The 14,972-nt window shown below is 68.7% G+C and carries 18 protein-coding genes and 1 pseudogene; 2 read left to right on the plus strand and 17 right to left on the minus strand.

The features are described from left to right. From ACE3PU_RS04860 to ACE3PU_RS04890, 7 genes are all read right to left on the minus strand, one after another. A partial coding sequence (locus ACE3PU_RS04860) for a YifB family Mg chelatase-like AAA ATPase (RefSeq protein ID WP_374387250.1) occupies positions 1 to 1,243 on the minus strand: 1,243 nt, incomplete at its 3' end. Between the two features lie 68 nt (positions 1,244 to 1,311). Further along, positions 1,312 to 2,259, minus strand: a complete 948-nt coding sequence (gene gshB, locus ACE3PU_RS04865) for a glutathione synthase (protein ID WP_374387252.1) — start codon at positions 2,257 to 2,259, stop codon at positions 1,312 to 1,314. A gap of 88 nt (positions 2,260 to 2,347) precedes the next feature. Further along, positions 2,348 to 2,542 (minus strand): Trm112 family protein, encoded by a 195-nt coding sequence (locus ACE3PU_RS04870; protein WP_374387254.1) that lies wholly within the window; start codon positions 2,540 to 2,542, stop codon positions 2,348 to 2,350. A gap of 85 nt (positions 2,543 to 2,627) precedes the next feature. Beyond that, entirely contained in the window at positions 2,628 to 3,287 is a 660-nt protein-coding gene (locus tag ACE3PU_RS04875) for an LON peptidase substrate-binding domain-containing protein (protein ID WP_374387256.1), read from the minus strand. A gap of 35 nt (positions 3,288 to 3,322) precedes the next feature. After that, complete coding sequence (gene trxA / locus ACE3PU_RS04880) at positions 3,323 to 4,219, minus strand: thioredoxin (RefSeq protein ID WP_374387258.1); 897 nt, start codon at positions 4,217 to 4,219, stop codon at positions 3,323 to 3,325. A 346-nt stretch (positions 4,220 to 4,565) separates the two neighbouring features. Beyond that, positions 4,566 to 5,624: a hypothetical protein gene (locus ACE3PU_RS04885; RefSeq protein WP_374387260.1), complete on the minus strand. Its 1,059-nt coding sequence runs from the start codon at positions 5,622 to 5,624 to the stop codon at positions 4,566 to 4,568. Between the two features lie 92 nt (positions 5,625 to 5,716). Then, positions 5,717 to 6,232 (minus strand): prolyl-tRNA synthetase associated domain-containing protein, encoded by a 516-nt coding sequence (locus ACE3PU_RS04890; protein ID WP_374387262.1) that lies wholly within the window; start codon positions 6,230 to 6,232, stop codon positions 5,717 to 5,719. Between the two features lie 24 nt (positions 6,233 to 6,256). Here ACE3PU_RS04890 and ACE3PU_RS04895 point away from each other — a divergent pair, with 24 nt between their 5' ends. Beyond that, entirely contained in the window at positions 6,257 to 7,024 is a 768-nt protein-coding gene (locus ACE3PU_RS04895) for a DUF6065 family protein (RefSeq protein WP_374387264.1), read from the plus strand. Positions 7,025 to 7,121: 97 nt separating this feature from the next. On the opposite strand, the gene ACE3PU_RS04900 is transcribed toward ACE3PU_RS04895, so the two are convergent. The 7 genes from ACE3PU_RS04900 to ACE3PU_RS04930 all read right to left on the minus strand — a co-directional run bounded on the left by ACE3PU_RS04900 (position 7,122) and on the right by ACE3PU_RS04930 (position 12,757). Beyond that, positions 7,122 to 7,688 (minus strand): hypothetical protein, encoded by a 567-nt coding sequence (locus tag ACE3PU_RS04900; protein ID WP_374387267.1) that lies wholly within the window; start codon positions 7,686 to 7,688, stop codon positions 7,122 to 7,124. A 96-nt stretch (positions 7,689 to 7,784) separates the two neighbouring features. Then, complete coding sequence (locus ACE3PU_RS04905) at positions 7,785 to 8,417, minus strand: LysE family translocator (RefSeq protein ID WP_374387269.1); 633 nt, start codon at positions 8,415 to 8,417, stop codon at positions 7,785 to 7,787. Positions 8,418 to 8,475: 58 nt separating this feature from the next. Beyond that, positions 8,476 to 9,069, minus strand: a complete 594-nt coding sequence (locus ACE3PU_RS04910) for a hypothetical protein (protein ID WP_374387271.1) — start codon at positions 9,067 to 9,069, stop codon at positions 8,476 to 8,478. Between the two features lie 77 nt (positions 9,070 to 9,146). Then, a complete protein-coding gene (locus ACE3PU_RS04915; RefSeq protein WP_374387273.1) occupies positions 9,147 to 9,617 on the minus strand; it encodes a hypothetical protein in 471 nt (156 codons plus the stop codon). 74 nt (positions 9,618 to 9,691) lie between these two features. Next, positions 9,692 to 10,930: an argininosuccinate synthase gene (locus ACE3PU_RS04920; protein ID WP_374387275.1), complete on the minus strand. Its 1,239-nt coding sequence runs from the start codon at positions 10,928 to 10,930 to the stop codon at positions 9,692 to 9,694. Between the two features lie 132 nt (positions 10,931 to 11,062). Then, positions 11,063 to 11,992 carry an electron transfer flavoprotein subunit alpha/FixB family protein gene (locus ACE3PU_RS04925; RefSeq protein WP_374387277.1) on the minus strand — a complete coding sequence of 310 codons (930 nt, stop codon included), beginning with the start codon at positions 11,990 to 11,992 and terminating at the stop codon, positions 11,063 to 11,065. After that, positions 11,993 to 12,757, minus strand: a complete 765-nt coding sequence (locus ACE3PU_RS04930) for an electron transfer flavoprotein subunit beta/FixA family protein (RefSeq protein ID WP_374387280.1) — start codon at positions 12,755 to 12,757, stop codon at positions 11,993 to 11,995. A gap of 116 nt (positions 12,758 to 12,873) precedes the next feature. On the opposite strand from ACE3PU_RS04930, the gene ACE3PU_RS04935 reads away from it, so the two are divergent. Next, positions 12,874 to 13,215 (plus strand): hypothetical protein, encoded by a 342-nt coding sequence (locus ACE3PU_RS04935; protein WP_374387282.1) that lies wholly within the window; start codon positions 12,874 to 12,876, stop codon positions 13,213 to 13,215. 2 nt (positions 13,216 to 13,217) lie between these two features. Here ACE3PU_RS04935 and ACE3PU_RS04940 read toward each other — a convergent pair whose 3' ends face one another. The 3 genes and pseudogenes from ACE3PU_RS04940 to ACE3PU_RS04950 all read right to left on the minus strand — a co-directional run. Next, positions 13,218 to 13,637 (minus strand): DUF1330 domain-containing protein, encoded by a 420-nt coding sequence (locus ACE3PU_RS04940; RefSeq protein WP_374387284.1) that lies wholly within the window; start codon positions 13,635 to 13,637, stop codon positions 13,218 to 13,220. Beyond that, a complete protein-coding gene (locus tag ACE3PU_RS04945) occupies positions 13,637 to 14,722 on the minus strand; it encodes a GTP-binding protein (protein WP_374387286.1) in 1,086 nt (361 codons plus the stop codon). The genes ACE3PU_RS04940 and ACE3PU_RS04945 overlap by 1 nt, the downstream gene beginning before the upstream one ends. Before the next feature lie 61 nt (positions 14,723 to 14,783). Next, positions 14,784 to 14,972, minus strand: a pseudogene (locus tag ACE3PU_RS04950) (phasin); the annotation flags it as partial.

Genomic DNA, 14,972 nt, shown 5'->3' on the forward strand with positions numbered 1-14,972 from the left:
CGGCGGCGACGCGCGCCCGCGCCTCGGCCGTGCCCTCGGCCGGCGGCGGCAGGGCCATGTCGGCGGCGGTGACCGGCGGGGTCTCCACCGTCAGGTCGATGCGGTCGAACATCGGGCCGGAGACGCGGTTCTGATAGTCGCGCTGACAGCGCGGGGCCTTGCCGCACGCGCCGCGCCCGGCCCCGCCCAGGCCGCAACGACACGGATTCATGGCCGCCACCAGCTGGAAGCGCGCCGGATAGCGGACGTGGGCGTTGGCGCGCGCGACGACGATCTCGCCCGTCTCCAGCGGCGCGCGCAGGGAATCCAGCGCCTGGGCCGAGTATTCGGGAAGCTCGTCGAGGAACAGCACCCCGTTGTGGGCCAGCGACGCCTCGCCCGGCTTGGCGCGCAGGCCGCCGCCGGTCAGGGCGGCCATGGAGGCGGAATGGTGAGGGCTGCGGAACGGCCGATCGCGGGTCAGGGCGCCGCGCTCGATCAGCCCGGCCACCGACCAGACCATGGAGGTCTCCAGCAGCTCCTGCGACGTCAGCGGCGGCAGCAGGCCGGGCAGGCGCTGGGCCATCATCGACTTGCCCGAACCCGGCGGTCCGATGAACAGCAGATTGTGGCCGCCCGCCGCCGCGATCTCCAGCGCGCGCTTGGCGCTTTCCTGACCTTTGACCTCGCGCAGGTCGGGCGCGACCCCGCCGCTGGCCAGCGGCCCCGGCTCGGGCGCGCGCAGGACCTGCGTCCCCTTGAAATGATTGACCAGGCCGATCAGCGAGCGTGGGGCCAGGATGCGCGCCCCGCCGGCCCAGGCGGCCTCCGGGCCCGTCGCTTCGGGACAGATCAGGCCCAGCCCCATGGCGTCGGCGGCGACGGCGGCCGGCAGGGCCCCGCCGACGCGGGCGATCTGCCCGTCCAGCCCCAACTCCCCGATGGCGGCCCAGCCGTCCAGGGCGTCCGGCGCGATGACCCCCATGGCCGCCATCAGCGCCAGGGCCAGCGGCAGGTCGAAATGGCTGCCCTCCTTGGGCAGGTCCGCCGGCGCCAGATTGGCGATGATCCGCTTGGCCGGCAGGGCCAGGCCAATGCCGGCGAAGGCCCCGCGCACCCGTTCCCGGCTCTCGGCCACCGCCTTGTCCGGCAGGCCGACGATGTTGAACACCGTCGGTCCGTCATTGCCGACCAGCTGGACCTCGACGTCCACGCGCCGGGCTTCAACCCCGTCGAAGGCGACCGTGACGACCCGCGCGACCATGGCGTTCTCCTGCTTTCAGCAGGAACGAACCATGAACTGACATCCCGCGCAAGTGGCGCGTCGACAACTCAGGCGGCGCGCTTCCTTTCGATCACCTCCCACATGGCCGCAGTGGCGTCGACGCCGGAGAAGGTCTTCAGCTGCTGGGCGCCGGTCGGCGAGGTGACGTTGATCTCGGTCAGCCAGTCGCCGATCACGTCGATGCCGACGAAGATCAGGCCGCGTTCCCTCAGGGTCGGGCCGATGGCCTTGCAGATCTCCAGGTCGCGCGGCGTCAGCTGGACCGGCGCCGCCGTGCCGCCGACCCGCAGGTTGGAGCGGACCTGGTCCTTGGCCGGGATGCGGTTGATGGCGCCGACCGGTTCGCCGTCGACCAGCAGGATGCGCTTGTCCCCGGCCGAGACGGCGGGGAGGAATTTCTGGATCACCAGCGGATCGCGGCTGCCGGTGGCGTGAATCTCGATCAGGGCCTCGAGGTTGGGATCCCCCGCCTTCAGCCGAACCACGCCCGAACCGGCCGCGCCGTGCAGGGGCTTGAGCACCACGTCGCCGTGCTTTTCGTGGAAGGCGACCAGGGCGACGGGGTCCGAGGAGACCAGCGTCGGCGGCGTCAGGTCGGGGAAGCGCGTGACCAGCAGCTTCTCCGGCGCCGACCGGACCTCGGCCGGGTCGTTGACCACCAGGGTCTTCGGATGGACCGTCTCCAGCAGATAGGTGGCGGTGACATAGGCCATGTCGAACGGCGGGTCCTGGCGCATCAGGATCACGTCGACGTCTTCGCCCAGGTCCAGCCTTTCCCAGTCGCCGAAGGTCACGTGGTCGCCGACCGTCCGGCGCAGGGTCACGGCGCGGGCGCGGCAGTACAGGCGGCCCTCTCCCAGCGCCAGGGTGCGGAAGTCATAGACCCAGAGGCGGTGGCCCCGCTCCTGGCCGGTCATGGCCATCAGGAAGGTGGTGTCCGAGGCGATGTTGACCGCCTCGATCGGGTCCATCTGGATGGCGACCTTGAGTGTCATCTTGCTTGGCCTATCGCGCTTCGCGCTGCTTGAGGCCGTTAGGCGCACTCGCCTTGGGCCCGGGAAAGGGTTCGATTTCAGCGGCCGCTCAGTCGAGCGGGCGCGCTTCCTCGGGCAGCATGATCGGCACGCCCTCGCGGATCGGATAGGCCAGCTTGGCGCCGGCGGAGATCAGTTCGCCCGCCTCGCGGTCGTAGGTCAGGCGGCCGCGCGTAACTGGGCAGACCAACACCTCCAGCAGGCGGGGATCGACCGAGACGGGGGTGTTGAAGGCGTCGCTCATTGTTCGTTGGCCTATCGCCCGTTGGGCTGCTTGAGGCCGGTTCTAGGCGACCGTTTGGGGGCGCGCCAAGTCCGGCGGATGTTCCTTACTGCATCGAATGGGGGGCGCTGTCTTCGCCGCCGTCGGCGGCGTCGATGCGCATCAGGGCGGTCAGGGCGTCGGCGCGGTCGTCCAGCGTCAGGCATTCCAGCAGCGCCTGCTTCTCCGGCGGATCGAACGGCAGGGCCATCGACAGGCTGTTGACCAGCGCCTCCATCGGCGCGGACTCGGCGGTCTCCCAGTCGATGTCCAGCGACCGGTTGGCCAGATAGCCGCGCAGGGCGTCCAGGAAGGCGTGGCGGTCGAACTCGCCGGTTTCCAGCGGCGCGATCAGGTCGGCGTCATAGGCGTCGAAGGCCGCGCGCACCTGGCGATAGGGGGTCTTGACCGGCAGTTCGGTGGCGATCCGGAACCGCGACACGCCTGTCAGGGTGATCAGGTAACGCCCGTCCGAGGTTTCGGCGAAGCTGGTGATCCGCCCCGCGCAGCCGACGCGCGCCAGGCCCGGCAGGGTCGCCGACCCGCCGAGCGGCTGGACCATGCCGATGATCCGGTCGCCGGCCATGGCGTCGTCGACCATGTTCAGATAGCGCGGCTCGAAGATGTTCAGCGGCAGCTGGCCGCGCGGCAGGACCACCGCCCCGGCCAGCGGAAAGACCGGGATCACCTGCGGCAGGTCCAGCGCTCGAACATAGCCCTGCGGCATGAAACGTCCTTCTTTCTGGCGCTGCGTCAGGCCGGTTAGGAAAACAGTATGGACGACAGCCGGCGCCGCCCGTCCTTGGCGACGTCGGAGCTGAGCCCGGCCGCCTCGAAGATGGTCAGCAGCTGCTTGCGCGCGGCCTGCTCGTTCCATTCGCGGTCGGCCTTGACGATGTGCAGCAAATTGTCGACGGCGCCCTTGAAGTCGCCGGCCGCGCTCTGGGCCTCGGCCAGGTCGAAACGGGCCTGGTGGTCGTTCGGATCGGCAGCGACCTTGGCTTCCAGTTCCGCCGCGGCGCCGGCGGGGGCGTTGGCGGACAGGGCCAGCTGCGCGCGCACGCTCTGCACCGCCGGCTCCTTGGAGTCCTGGGGCGCCATGGCGATGGTCTGCAGCGCCTGGTCGCGGTCGCCGCCGGCCAGATAGACGCGCGCCATCCCGGCGATGGCCTTTTCGTTCTCGGGCTCGATCGACAGGACGTGGGCGAAGGCCTGGGCCGCGCCGCCGAAGTCGTTGAGGCCCAGCGATTCCTCGCCCAGCTCCAGCAGTTGCGCGGTTTCGGTCGATCCGCCCTGGCCGCCGGTCAGCTTGTCGATGAAGGCCTTGATCTGGCTGTCGGGAATGGCGCCCTGGAAGCCGTCGACCGGCTGGCCGTTGACGAAGGCGTAGACCGTCGGGATCGACTGGACCCGCAGCTGACCCGCATAGGCCGGGTTCTTGTCCACGTCGATCTTGACCATCTTCACCGCCCCCTTGGCGGCGCGCACGGCCTTCTCCAGCGCCGGGCCCAGGGTGCGGCACGGGCCGCACCAGGTGGCCCAGAAGTCGACGATGACCGGCTGATGCTTCGAGGCCTCGACCACGTCGGTCATGAAGGCGGCGTCGGAGCCTTCCTTGATCAGGTCGTCGGGCTGGGTCGTCGGGTCGGCGAAGGTCATGGTCGGGTCCGTCTTGGGGCTCGATGGGATCTAACGGCTCAGATGGCGTCGGGATGCGCCGGCATCAAGCATTGAGTCGAGCGAAGCGGGGCGGGATCGAAGGGATCTGGACTCCGTTCCGGAAAAACACCGTCTGAATAGTGTGAATCGTCTGAAATCGCCTCTCGGCCGCGCCAGAGCGTCCTGACGAGACGAGATAGGACGCCGACTTCCGGTATCAAGCGGGAGCGAGCCCACGGCGCTTCAGCAAGCGGGTGGGAGACGGACATTGCGCTCGCCCGGCTCACCAGGAAATAGGTTCGACGGTGACGCCGCTCTTTGCGAACCGAGCGAGGCGGCTACGTCATCAATCGCCTATCGGGATCGCGATCACGCGATACCGGATGGAGGTCTCCGAGCCCCAGCAACAGGCTGCTTCGACAAAAATGACATCATCGATCTCATCGGAGATCTGCAAACCCGCCCATGCTTGGAGCGAGGGCGTGTCGTGCATCGCCACCACCCCCTTCGCGGATCGAGCGAATCGGTCTTGCCCGACCGCGACCCAGCCCTCTTTGACCCCGACGAGGCTGTCGAACGGCCAGGTCTGTCCAGCGCGGAACTCCAAAGAGTTTGGGATGACTGGCAGCGGGTCCGCGAAGACCGGCGTGATGACGCCGCCGCAGACCCGCAAAACCTCGCCGTACCGACCGCTCAAGTGAGCCAAGCTGGCGCCGACCAGGACACACCCTTCACGCTCAGGGTCGGAAATGACGCCCACGATCGGGGCGCAATCGGGGTTCAAGCGGCCTTGGCAGGGATCGCCGCCTGGCTCCCGCACGAAGGAAATAGCGCCGGTGGATGTGTCGACGCGCCGAAGCCCGCCTCCCCACTCGCCCTTGTTGTAGCCCACGAACAGCGCGTCACCCCGCAGAGCGGAAACCCGCGCATGCTGATCCAGGGATCCGGCGATGAGCCGACGGGACCAGCCGGTGGTCGTGGGCAGCAATGCTTGCGTCGTCGTGAGAACGCCAGGACCTGCGTCCGTCGCAAACAGCGCGACAGGGCTGCCCCCGGAGTAGATGCGTCGTTCGGCCACGTCGGGCCGCCGAAGGTCCCTGACGACGCTCTGGTTTTCATTGAGCGCGATCAACGCCCAAAGGCGAGGGCCGTCCGCCAGAATGTCGATGACGTTCTCGGCTGCGACCGAACGCTCGCCGGTCTCGCGATCGAAGCGGACAACTTTCTTGGATGCGCCACGGATCCAAAGGTGTTGAGGCGTTCCGGCGCCTTCGATTAGGGCCTGCCCCAAGTCTGGATCAAGCCAGGTCCGAACGCTGCGTCGTTCCTGGTCGGTGCGCTCTTGGCTCGTCGCTTGCCCGACGAGGATGAAGAAGGCGAGAGCGGCGAGAAGGATCGAACGCATAAGCCATGATGACCCAGTCTTCGACTTCGGGAAACAGGCGCCTGTCCCAACGGGTCGCCTGCGGTGGTTGACGGCTTGTTCGAAAGCCGACGTCACCCCGCCAGCGTCTCGAAGTCCACCACCAGCGGCTCTCGCTCCAGCAGCGCCAGAACCCGCCGGAACGCCGCCTGGTCCAGCGCGGTGGTCGCCGTGTTGGTCAGCGGATGGAAGTTGACGGTGTCGGCGTCCCACAGACGGCGATCCAGGACGAAGGTCACGCGGCGGTCGAGGTCGTTGATCAGGCCCAGCGCCGTGACCGAGCCGGGACGGACGCCCAAGGTCTCCCACATCAGCGTCTCGTTACCGAAGGACAGGCGGTCCGAGCCGATGGACGCGGGCGCGCGCTTCAGGTCGATGACCGTGTCCTGACGGGCCGAGATCAGCCACAGCCGGCCCTTCTTGTCCTTCAGGAACAGGTTCTTGGTGTGGGCGCCGGGCAGGGCGGCCTTCAGCTCCAGCCCCTCCTCGACGCGGAAGACGGCCGGATGGTCGTGGGTGACGTGCTCGATTCCCTGTTCGGCCATCCAGGCCAGGAGGCGGTCGCGGTCGAAGGCAGGTTGAGCGGTCATGTGCGTCGCGATACTGAGGTTGCCATGGTCGATACCGTGCAGACGCGCCCGCTGGAACTGGAATGCTATCCGATGACGCCCCGGCCGCCGGACCTGGTGCCCGGCCGGCAGTCGCGCAACTGGATGGACGCCTTCGCCAGCCGCCACCCCTATCGCTGCCTGCCGCTGAACATGGCCAATACGACGGGGTGGGAGATCCTGTGCCCGTTCGGCTTCGCGGCCGAATGGAACGGCGGCCCGTCGCAGGCCGACATCGTCATCACGCCGGACCGGCCGCAGCATGACATGAAGCATTTCGTCACCTCGCACTTCTCGCGCGGGGTGCTGACCATGCATCCGCAATATCTGTTCCGCACGCCGCCGGGCTGGGGGATGATGTGTTCGGGGTCGCCCAACCATGTGAAGGACGGGATCCAGCCGCTGGTCGGCCTGATCGAGACGGACTGGCTGCCGTTTCCCTTCACGATGAACTGGATCTTCACGCGGCCGGGCCGGGTGAAGTTCGAGAAGGGCGAGCCCTTCTGCTTCATCAATCTGGTCGAGCACAAGAAGGTCGAGCAGTTCCAGCCGGTGATCCGGACGCTGGAATCGAACCCGGTCATGCATGGCCAGTTCGAGGCCTGGAATCGGGCCCGCACCGACTTCAACCAGCGCCTGGCCGGCGGCGATCCGGACGCGGCCAAGGAGGCGTGGCAGCGGTATTACTTCAAGGGCGAACTGCCCGAGGACCTGGGCACGGCGCCGGCCAGCCACATCAACAAGCGCCGGCTGAAGACGCCGCGCGTGGGCTGACGCCCACGCGCTTTGTCTGTTGGCCTAACGCGCTTCGCGCTGCTTGAGGCCAGATATTGGACCTAACGCGCTTCGCGCTGCTTGAGGCCGTGGTTGATCAGGACGTCGGACGGGGGACGCGCGAGCCGATGTTCTGGATCACCTCGCGGGCGTCGAAGGCGTTGGGATCGCCGGCCGGCTTGGGACCGCGACCCATGATGATCTCGGCGTTGGCCTCGTAGCGATCGACCTGCCGGACGTCGAAGTCGTCGATGCCGCCCCAGCGGTCCCACGGGCTCCAGAAGCCGCGGCTGTAGTAACGCCACGAGGGGCCCCAGTACGGGCCGTAGAAGCTGTTGTAGCGCGAGTAGAACGGGTCGGGCGAACCGACGAAGCGGGTGTCGCGATCGGTGGCGCGGTTGACAGTGGCGAACCAGTCGTAGCCGCTTTCGACCGTCAGTTCGGCCGAACGCAGCAGCAGCGACATCTCGACCTGCTCGCGCGAGGTCAGAGAGTTGCCGGCGAAGGTGACGCGGTAGCGGTCGCTTTCCAGCCGCTGTTCGGCGTAGCCGCCGCGCTGGCCGTTGTAGCCGGCCGGCTGATACGGCGTGGCCGTGGCGCAGGCGGCCAGAGTCAGCCCGGCGACCGCGGTCATCGCCAAGGTCTTGAGGGAGGGGGCTTTCATGAATTCAACTCCTTGATGGCCGATCTAAGCGCGCCGGCTGCTGAACGACGCATGAACGGCCCTGTTCCCGTCGAATGCAAGGTCAAGCCGGCGCATCTACAGCCTGATGACGATCAATACGGCCGCCGTCAGCAAAAGGACGCCCACGAAAACGCCGAAGCCGCGCCGAAAGCGGGGCTGGCGCATGCGGCGCGACAGGGCGGCGCCGGACAGGGCGTAGGCGCTCATCGACAGCATATCCATGCCGATCACGGCGGCGGCGAACAGGACCAGCTGCGGCGCGACCGGCCGGTTGACGTCCAGGAACGGCGGCAGGACGGCGGTGAAGAACAGCACCGCCTTGGGATTGGCGATCTGCACCATGAAGCCGTCGATCAGGGCGCTGCGGCCCCGGCGAACCTCGACATGATCGGGATCGGCGGCCGTGGCGAAGGCGCCGCGCAGGGCCTTCAGGCCCAGCCAGGCCACATAGGCGGCGCCCAGAACGGCGATCAGCCGGAACGCCTCGGGGAAGGCCTTGACCAGGGCGCCCAGGCCAAGCGCCGCCGCGCCGAACCAGACCAGGGTGGCGGCGTTCATGCCGACCACGCCGACCAGGGCCGAGGCGCGGCCCTTCTCCACCCCCGTGGCGACGGCGAACAGATTGGCCGGTCCGGGCGTGACGGCCATCACCGCCATGACGCCGAGGAAGGTCGAATAGAGGTGCGGGTCGACGGGCAGGGCGGACATGGGGCCGCGATGTCGGCCGCGTCGCGCCGGCCGTCAAGCGGCCTGGGCCGCAGAGACCTCAGGCGTCGGGTTCGGGCGTCTCGGGCGCCTGGGGCGGTTCCGGGGCTTGCGGCGGTTCGGGCGCATCCAGCCCTTCGGCCATGTCGACGGCGTCCTCGGCCTGATCCAGCGCATACTGGGCGATGAGGCCGTAGGTTTCGAGCTGGTCGGGGTCGGGGTTGGTCCAGGCGCTGTTGCGGACGATGCCGGTTCCGGCGGCGACCCCGTCCTCCATCGCCTGCTTGACCGCCGAATCGTTCAGGGCGTCCGCCACCAGGGCGTCGACGTCGATGTCCTTCAGCGCCTCGGCCGCGATCGAGGAGGCCATGCGGGTGGCCTCGGCGGTGAAGGCCGTGACTTCCGGCGAGTATTCGGCCCAGAGGGCGGAGATCCGGACGCCCTTTTCCTCGTCGGTCAGGCTCTCGTCCTCGGAGAGGGCTTCGGCGCGTTGGGCGAAGTCCTCCATGCGGGCTTCGAAGGATTTGGACGCGGCCTCGAGGCGGGCCTCGGAAGAGTCGGGGGCGGGCGACGCCTCCTGCGCCCCGTCCTGGGCGAGCGCCGAGGAGAGGGGAAGAAGGGCCAGGGCGGCGGTCAGGGTGAGCGCGCGGATCATGGGAAAGCTCCCGTGGATGACGCGCGCAGGGTCGCCCCGAGGCCCCTCGGCCTCAAGTGAAATCGCGGTAAGGCGGCCTACTGCGGGGTGGCGGCAGGCGCGGCGGAGGCGTTCGCCGCCGCCTCGACCTGGGCGCGGGCCAACGCCGGCAGGCCCCTGATCTGCTGCGCGGCCGCGGCGATCTGGGCCGAGGCGTCCTGGCCCGAGGCGGCCGTCTGGGCGGCGGCGAAGGCCTCGAAATCGGCCACGAAGGCGTCGACCTGCGGCTGGTAGCGCGCCTGGATGGTGTCCAGGTCGGTCTTGGCCTTGGCCTTGTCGGCCTGGCTGGCGGCGGTCTGCATTTCGACGGTCATGGCCTCGACCTGGGCGCCGAAAGCCTCGGCCTTGGCCTCGAAGGCGGCCTCTTCGGGGCTCTTGGCCTCCGGGGCCGCGGCGGCGGGAGCCTGCGGTGCGGCGGCGGGAGCCGCCTCCTGGGCCAAGGCGGGGGCCACGGCGGGGGCGACGAACGCCAGGGCGGCTGCGGCGGCCAGCGGGGTCAGAGCACGCATCGGAAAACTCCAAATAAGAGGCCGTCACCCTGACCGAGGATCAGGGCGACGGCAAGCGGAGCTTGAGTATCGCCCTAGGCGTCGCGCGCGTCGCGCTTGGCCAGCACACGCAGGCGCAGCGCATTCAGCTTGATGAAGCCGGCCGCGTCCTTGTGGTCATAGGCCTGGACGCCTTCCTCGAAGGTGACCAGGTCCTGATCGTACAGGCTGTAGGGGCTTTCGCGGCCGATGACCGAGACATTACCCTTATACAGCTTGACCCGGACCGTGCCGGTGACCTTCTCCTGGGACTTGTCGATGGCGGCCTGCAGCATCTCGCGCTCGGGCGAGAACCAGAAGCCGTTGTAGATCAGCTCGGCGTACTTCGGCATCAGCTGGTCCTTCAGGTGCATGGAGCCGCCGTCCAGGGTGATGCTTTCGATGCCGCGGTGGGCCGCGATCAGGATGGTCCCCCCGGGGGTTTCATAGACGCCGCGCGACTTCATGCCGACGAAGCGGTTCTCGACCAGGTCCAGCCGGCCGATCCCGTTGTCGTGGCCGTATTGGTTCAGGGCGGTCAGGATGGTGGCCGGGCTCATGGCCTCGCCGTTGATCGACACGGCGTCGCCCTTCTCGAAGCCGATCTCGATGACGGTGGCCTTGTCCGGTGCGTCTTCCGGCGAGATGGTGCGCTGGTGGACGAACTCGGGCGCCTCGACCGCCGGGTCTTCCAGCACCTTGCCCTCGGAGGAGGAGTGCAGAAGGTTGGCGTCGACGCTGAAGGGCGCCTCGCCGCGCTTGTCCTTGGCGATCGGGATTTGGTTCTTCTCGGCGAAGTCCAGCAGCGCCTCGCGGCTGCGGAACTCCCATTCGCGCCAGGGGGCGATGACGCGGATGTCGGGCTCCAGGGCGTAGTAGCCGATCTCGAAGCGGACCTGGTCGTTGCCCTTGCCGGTCGCGCCGTGACAGACGGCGTCGGCGCCGACCTGGCGGGCGATCTCGATCTGGCGCTTGGAGATCAGCGGCCGGGCGATCGAGGTGCCCAGCAGATAGTCGCCTTCATATTGCGCATTGGCGCGGAACATCGGGAAGACGAAGTCGCGCACGAACTCCTCGCGCAGGTCGTCGATGAAGATGTTCTCGGGCTTGATGCCCAGCTTCAGCGCCTTTTCGCGCGCCGGGCCAAGCTCCTCGCCCTGACCCAGGTCGGCGGTGAAGGTGACGACCTCGGCGTTGTATTCGGTCTGCAGCCACTTGAGGATGATCGAGGTGTCGAGACCGCCGGAATAGGCGAGGACGACCTTCTTTACGGGCTTGTCGGCGGGGGCGGACATGGCGGCTCTTTCGCGGGCGTTCGGGGAGATTGAGCGCGCGCATAAGACCCAAGGGGGATGGGTGCAACCCCTTATGAAGACGCCCGCCCCGGCGAACCGGGACGGGCGCACAGCCTGTCGTCAGGCCGAGGGTCAGCCCAGGGCGGCCATCAGCTCGGGCACGGCGGTCTTGTAGTCCGCGACCAGGCCGTAGTCGGCGACCTGGAAGATGGGGGCGTCGGCGTCCTTGTTGATGGCGACGATCGTCTTGGAGTCCTTCATCCCGGCCAGGTGCTGGATCGCGCCCGAGATGCCAATGGCGATGTAGAGCTGGGGCGCGACGACCTTGCCGGTCTGGCCGACCTGATAGTCATTGGGGGCGTAGCCGGCGTCGACGGCGGCCCGGCTGGCGCCCACGGCGGCGCCCAGCTTGTCGGCCAGCGGATCCATCACGGCGTGGAACTCCTCGGCCGAGCCCAGGGCGCGGCCGCCCGAGACGACGATCTTGGCGGCGCCCAGTTCGGGGCGATCCGACTTGACCATCTCCTCGGAGACGAACGTGGTCTTGGGCGCATCGGCGCCGGCCACCGTCTCGACCGAGGCCGAACCGTCGTTCGCGGCCGCGTCGAAGGCGGTCGGACGCACGGTGATCACCTTTTTGGCGTCCGACGACTGGATCGTCTCCAGGGCGTTGCCGGCGTAGATCGGGCGCACGAAGGTGTCGGCCGACACGACCTCGATGATGTCCGAGATCGGGGCGACGTCCAGCTTGGCGGCGATGCGCGGGGCGTAGTTCTTGCCGTCCGTGGTGGCGGGGGCAAGGACGGCGTCATAGCCGCCGGCCAGCGGAAGCACGGTCGCCTCCACCGCCTCGGCCAGCGCCTTGCCCAGACCCGCGCTCTGGGCCAGCAGCACCTTGCGCACGCCCGAAATCTTGGCGGCGGCGTCGGCCACGCCCTGGGCGTTCTCGCCCACGACCAGCACGTCCACGTCGGACGACAGGGCCAGGGCGGCGGTCACGGTCTTGTTGGTGGTGTCGCGGACGGCCGAGCCGTCGTGATCGGCGATGACGAGGACGGCCATTTACAGCACTCCCGCAGACTTGAGGGTTTCGACCAGTTCGGCGGCGCTCTCGACCTTGACGCCGGCCGAGCGCTTGGGCGGCTCGGTGACCTTCAGGATTTTCAGACGGTCGGCGGTGTCGACGCCGTAGTCGGCGACCGCCTTCATGGCGATCTCCTTCTTCTTGGCCTTCATGATGTTGGGCAGGGACGCATAGCGCGGCGTGTTCAGGCGCAGGTCCACGGTCACCACCGCCGGCAGCTGGGCCGCCACGGCCTGCAGGCCGCCGTCGACCTCGCGCGTCACCGTCGCCTTGCCGTCGGCGATCTCCAGCTTGCCGGCGAAGGTGGCCTGGGGCCAGTCCAGCAGGGCGGCCAGCATCTGGCCCACGGCGTTGTTGTCGCCGTCGATGGACTGCTTGCCCATCAGCACCAGGTCCGGCTTCTCCTCGTCGACCACGGCCTTCAGCAGCTTGGCGACGGCGAGCGGCTCGAGGTCGGTGTCGGACTGGATCAGGACGCCGCGGTCGGCGCCCATGGCCAGGGCGGTGCGGATCGTCTCTTGCGCCTGAGCCACGCCGATGGAGACCACGACGATCTCCGAGGCCGTGCCGGCGGCGTGGTGTTCCTTGCCTTCCTTCAGACGAACGGCCTCTTCGACGGCGATCTCGTCGAAGGGGTTCATGCTCATCTTGACGTTGGCCAGGTCGACGCCCGACTGGTCCGCCTTCACGCGGGCCTTGACGTTATAGTCGATCACCCGTTTGACGGGGACGAGAACCTTCATGGGTCTATCCGTGAAATCGCCTGAATGTGAGGGCAGGACATGGAGCGGTCGAGAAGGCCTGTCAACGTAACGCGGCGTCAGGTTTCCTGGCCCGAGCGACCCTAACGGACCGAGAGATGAAGCGTTTCCTGAGCTTTCCGCGCCTGAGCATGATCTTCCTGGGCGTGTTCGGCGTGATGCTGGCGGGCATCTTCGTGCTGCAGGCCGTGTGGGTCAGCCCCGGCGAGCGGTGCGAGGCGCGCGGCGACTGGTACGACATCGAGACGCGCACCTGCGCCACGCCGATCTATCTGCCGGACATCACCGGCCGCCCGGCCGGCGTCAGCCGCGCCGAGGCCTCCGACGCCAAGAACCGCGAGCTGATCCAGCTGGAGGCCCAGGCGGCCGAACAGCGTCGCGCCGTCGACGCCGCCGTGGCCCAGCAGCGGCAGGAGCTGAAGGCGCGCGAAGGGCTCTAGCCTCAAGCGGGCCGCTGCATCGGGTCGCAGCGGATCAGCCGCGAATCCAGGACCGCCGCCTGACGGTGGATCACTGCGGCGCGGTAGTCCTCATCCCGGAGCATGGCCAGGAACGCCGTCGCGCTGGGATATTCGGCGATGAAGGCCAGGTCCCACTGTTCGTCGGTCGGCCCGATCAGGGTCGATGTCGGCCGCCCCAGCCAGACCTGCGATCCGCCCGCCCGCGCGAAGGGCGCAGCGGCGGCGCGACCATAGGCGGCGTAGGCCTCCGCGCCGCTGGTCTCAGCCGCGTGCAGCGGATGGCCGGCGGGATAGTCGGCCCGCGCGCGGAAGCGCAGCAGATTGATCATGGCGATCGGCTGATCCTGCGGCAGGGCGGCGAAGGCCGCCATCGCCTCACGCGTGGGATCGACCGCCACCATCAGGCCGCGCAGGCCTCGAAGCCGCGGCGCAGTTCGGCCTCGTCCAGATCGCGGCCGATGAAGACGGCGCGGCTCCAGCGGCGCTCGGCGGCGCCCCATTCGCGCTGCAGGTCGCCCTCCAGGATCATGTGGACGGCCTGGAAGACCAGGCGGCGGTCCTCGCCCTTCACATCGATGATGCCCTTGGCGCGCAGGATGTTCTGGCCCTGCTCGCCCAGCAGACGGTCCAGCCAGGCGGTGAACTTCTGGCCGTCGATCGGCCGGTCCAGCGACAGGGCGATCCCCTTGATGTCGTCCTGGTGGGCGTGACCGCGCGGGCCGTGAGCGTGGTCATGGCCGTGATCGTGGTGGTCGTGATCGTGGCCGTGATGGTCGTGGTCGTGGTCGTGGCCGCAGTGTTCGTCATGGACGTGGCCGTCGGCGCCGTGGGGCGGGTTCACCCAGTCCGGCTTGACCTCCAGGATGCGGTCCAGGTCGAAGGCGTGGACGCCCAGCACCTGGTCCAGCGGCACGTTCGAGCGTTCGGCGCGCACGATGGGGGCCAGCGGGTTCAGGGCGCGCAGGCGGGCTTCGACGGCGTCCAGCTCCTCGGCCGGGGCCAGGTCGACCTTGTTCAGGATGATGCGGTCGGCGAAGGCGACCTGCTCGCGCGCCTCCTTGCTGTCGTCCAGACGCGCCATGACGTGCTTGGCGTCGACCAGGGCGGTGACGCTGTCCAGCTGGGTCTTGGCCTTGACGTCCTCGTCGACGAAGAAGGTCTGGGCCACCGGGCCAGGGTCGGCGAGGCCCGTGGTCTCGACGATGATGGCGTCGAAGGCGGGCTTGCCTGGGCGCTGGCGCTTCATCAGGCCGGAGACGACGCGGATCAGGTCGCCGCGCACCGTGCAGCAGACGCAGCCGTTGTTCATCTCGAACACGTCCTCGTCGGTGCCGACCACCAGGTCGTTGTCGATGCCGATCTCGCCGAACTCGTTGACGATCACGGCGTAGCGCTTGCCGTGGTCCTCGGTGAGGATGCGGTTCAGAAGCGTGGTCTTGCCGGCGCCGAGATAGCCGGTCAGGACGGTGACAGGGGTCTTTTCCATGCGGGAGGGCCTTTCTGGGCCGCACATCTAGGCGCCGGGGGCGCGCGGGGGAAGGGGCGGGCTAGCGCTTGCGCAGCCGACGGGCGTTGGCGACGGCGGCCGCATGGATCGGCGCGACGGCGGCGGCCTGGGCGCGGGTCATGTCGGCGTTCAGGGCCAGCCACTGGGCGCCAGCGCGGCCCCACCAGCCCAGGGCGTATCGCATCTGGACCTCGGCCGCCTCGATCGGGGTCGCCGCGGCCATGACGTC

Origin of the sequence: Brevundimonas sp. (genome assembly GCF_041911375.1) — a bacterium.
In the GTDB taxonomy this organism is placed as follows: Bacteria; Pseudomonadota; Alphaproteobacteria; order Caulobacterales; family Caulobacteraceae; genus Brevundimonas.

Coding starts and splice junctions, on each gene's coding strand:
- gshB (WP_374387252.1), bottom strand. CDS start 2,259: ATGACACTCAAGGTCGCCATCCAGATGGACCCGATCGAGGCGGTCAAC.
- ACE3PU_RS04870 (WP_374387254.1), bottom strand. CDS start 2,542: ATGAGCGACGCCTTCAACACCCCCGTCTCGGTCGATCCCCGCCTGCTG.
- ACE3PU_RS04875 (WP_374387256.1), bottom strand. CDS start 3,287: ATGCCGCAGGGCTATGTTCGAGCGCTGGACCTGCCGCAGGTGATCCCG.
- trxA (WP_374387258.1), bottom strand. CDS start 4,219: ATGACCTTCGCCGACCCGACGACCCAGCCCGACGACCTGATCAAGGAA.
- ACE3PU_RS04885 (WP_374387260.1), bottom strand. CDS start 5,624: ATGCGTTCGATCCTTCTCGCCGCTCTCGCCTTCTTCATCCTCGTCGGG.
- ACE3PU_RS04890 (WP_374387262.1), bottom strand. CDS start 6,232: ATGACCGCTCAACCTGCCTTCGACCGCGACCGCCTCCTGGCCTGGATG.
- ACE3PU_RS04895 (WP_374387264.1), top strand. CDS start 6,257: ATGGTCGATACCGTGCAGACGCGCCCGCTGGAACTGGAATGCTATCCG.
- ACE3PU_RS04900 (WP_374387267.1), bottom strand. CDS start 7,688: ATGAAAGCCCCCTCCCTCAAGACCTTGGCGATGACCGCGGTCGCCGGG.
- ACE3PU_RS04905 (WP_374387269.1), bottom strand. CDS start 8,417: ATGTCCGCCCTGCCCGTCGACCCGCACCTCTATTCGACCTTCCTCGGC.
- ACE3PU_RS04910 (WP_374387271.1), bottom strand. CDS start 9,069: ATGATCCGCGCGCTCACCCTGACCGCCGCCCTGGCCCTTCTTCCCCTC.
- ACE3PU_RS04915 (WP_374387273.1), bottom strand. CDS start 9,617: ATGCGTGCTCTGACCCCGCTGGCCGCCGCAGCCGCCCTGGCGTTCGTC.
- ACE3PU_RS04920 (WP_374387275.1), bottom strand. CDS start 10,930: ATGTCCGCCCCCGCCGACAAGCCCGTAAAGAAGGTCGTCCTCGCCTAT.
- ACE3PU_RS04925 (WP_374387277.1), bottom strand. CDS start 11,992: ATGGCCGTCCTCGTCATCGCCGATCACGACGGCTCGGCCGTCCGCGAC.
- ACE3PU_RS04930 (WP_374387280.1), bottom strand. CDS start 12,757: ATGAAGGTTCTCGTCCCCGTCAAACGGGTGATCGACTATAACGTCAAG.
- ACE3PU_RS04935 (WP_374387282.1), top strand. CDS start 12,874: ATGAAGCGTTTCCTGAGCTTTCCGCGCCTGAGCATGATCTTCCTGGGC.
- ACE3PU_RS04940 (WP_374387284.1), bottom strand. CDS start 13,637: ATGGTGGCGGTCGATCCCACGCGTGAGGCGATGGCGGCCTTCGCCGCC.
- ACE3PU_RS04945 (WP_374387286.1), bottom strand. CDS start 14,722: ATGGAAAAGACCCCTGTCACCGTCCTGACCGGCTATCTCGGCGCCGGC.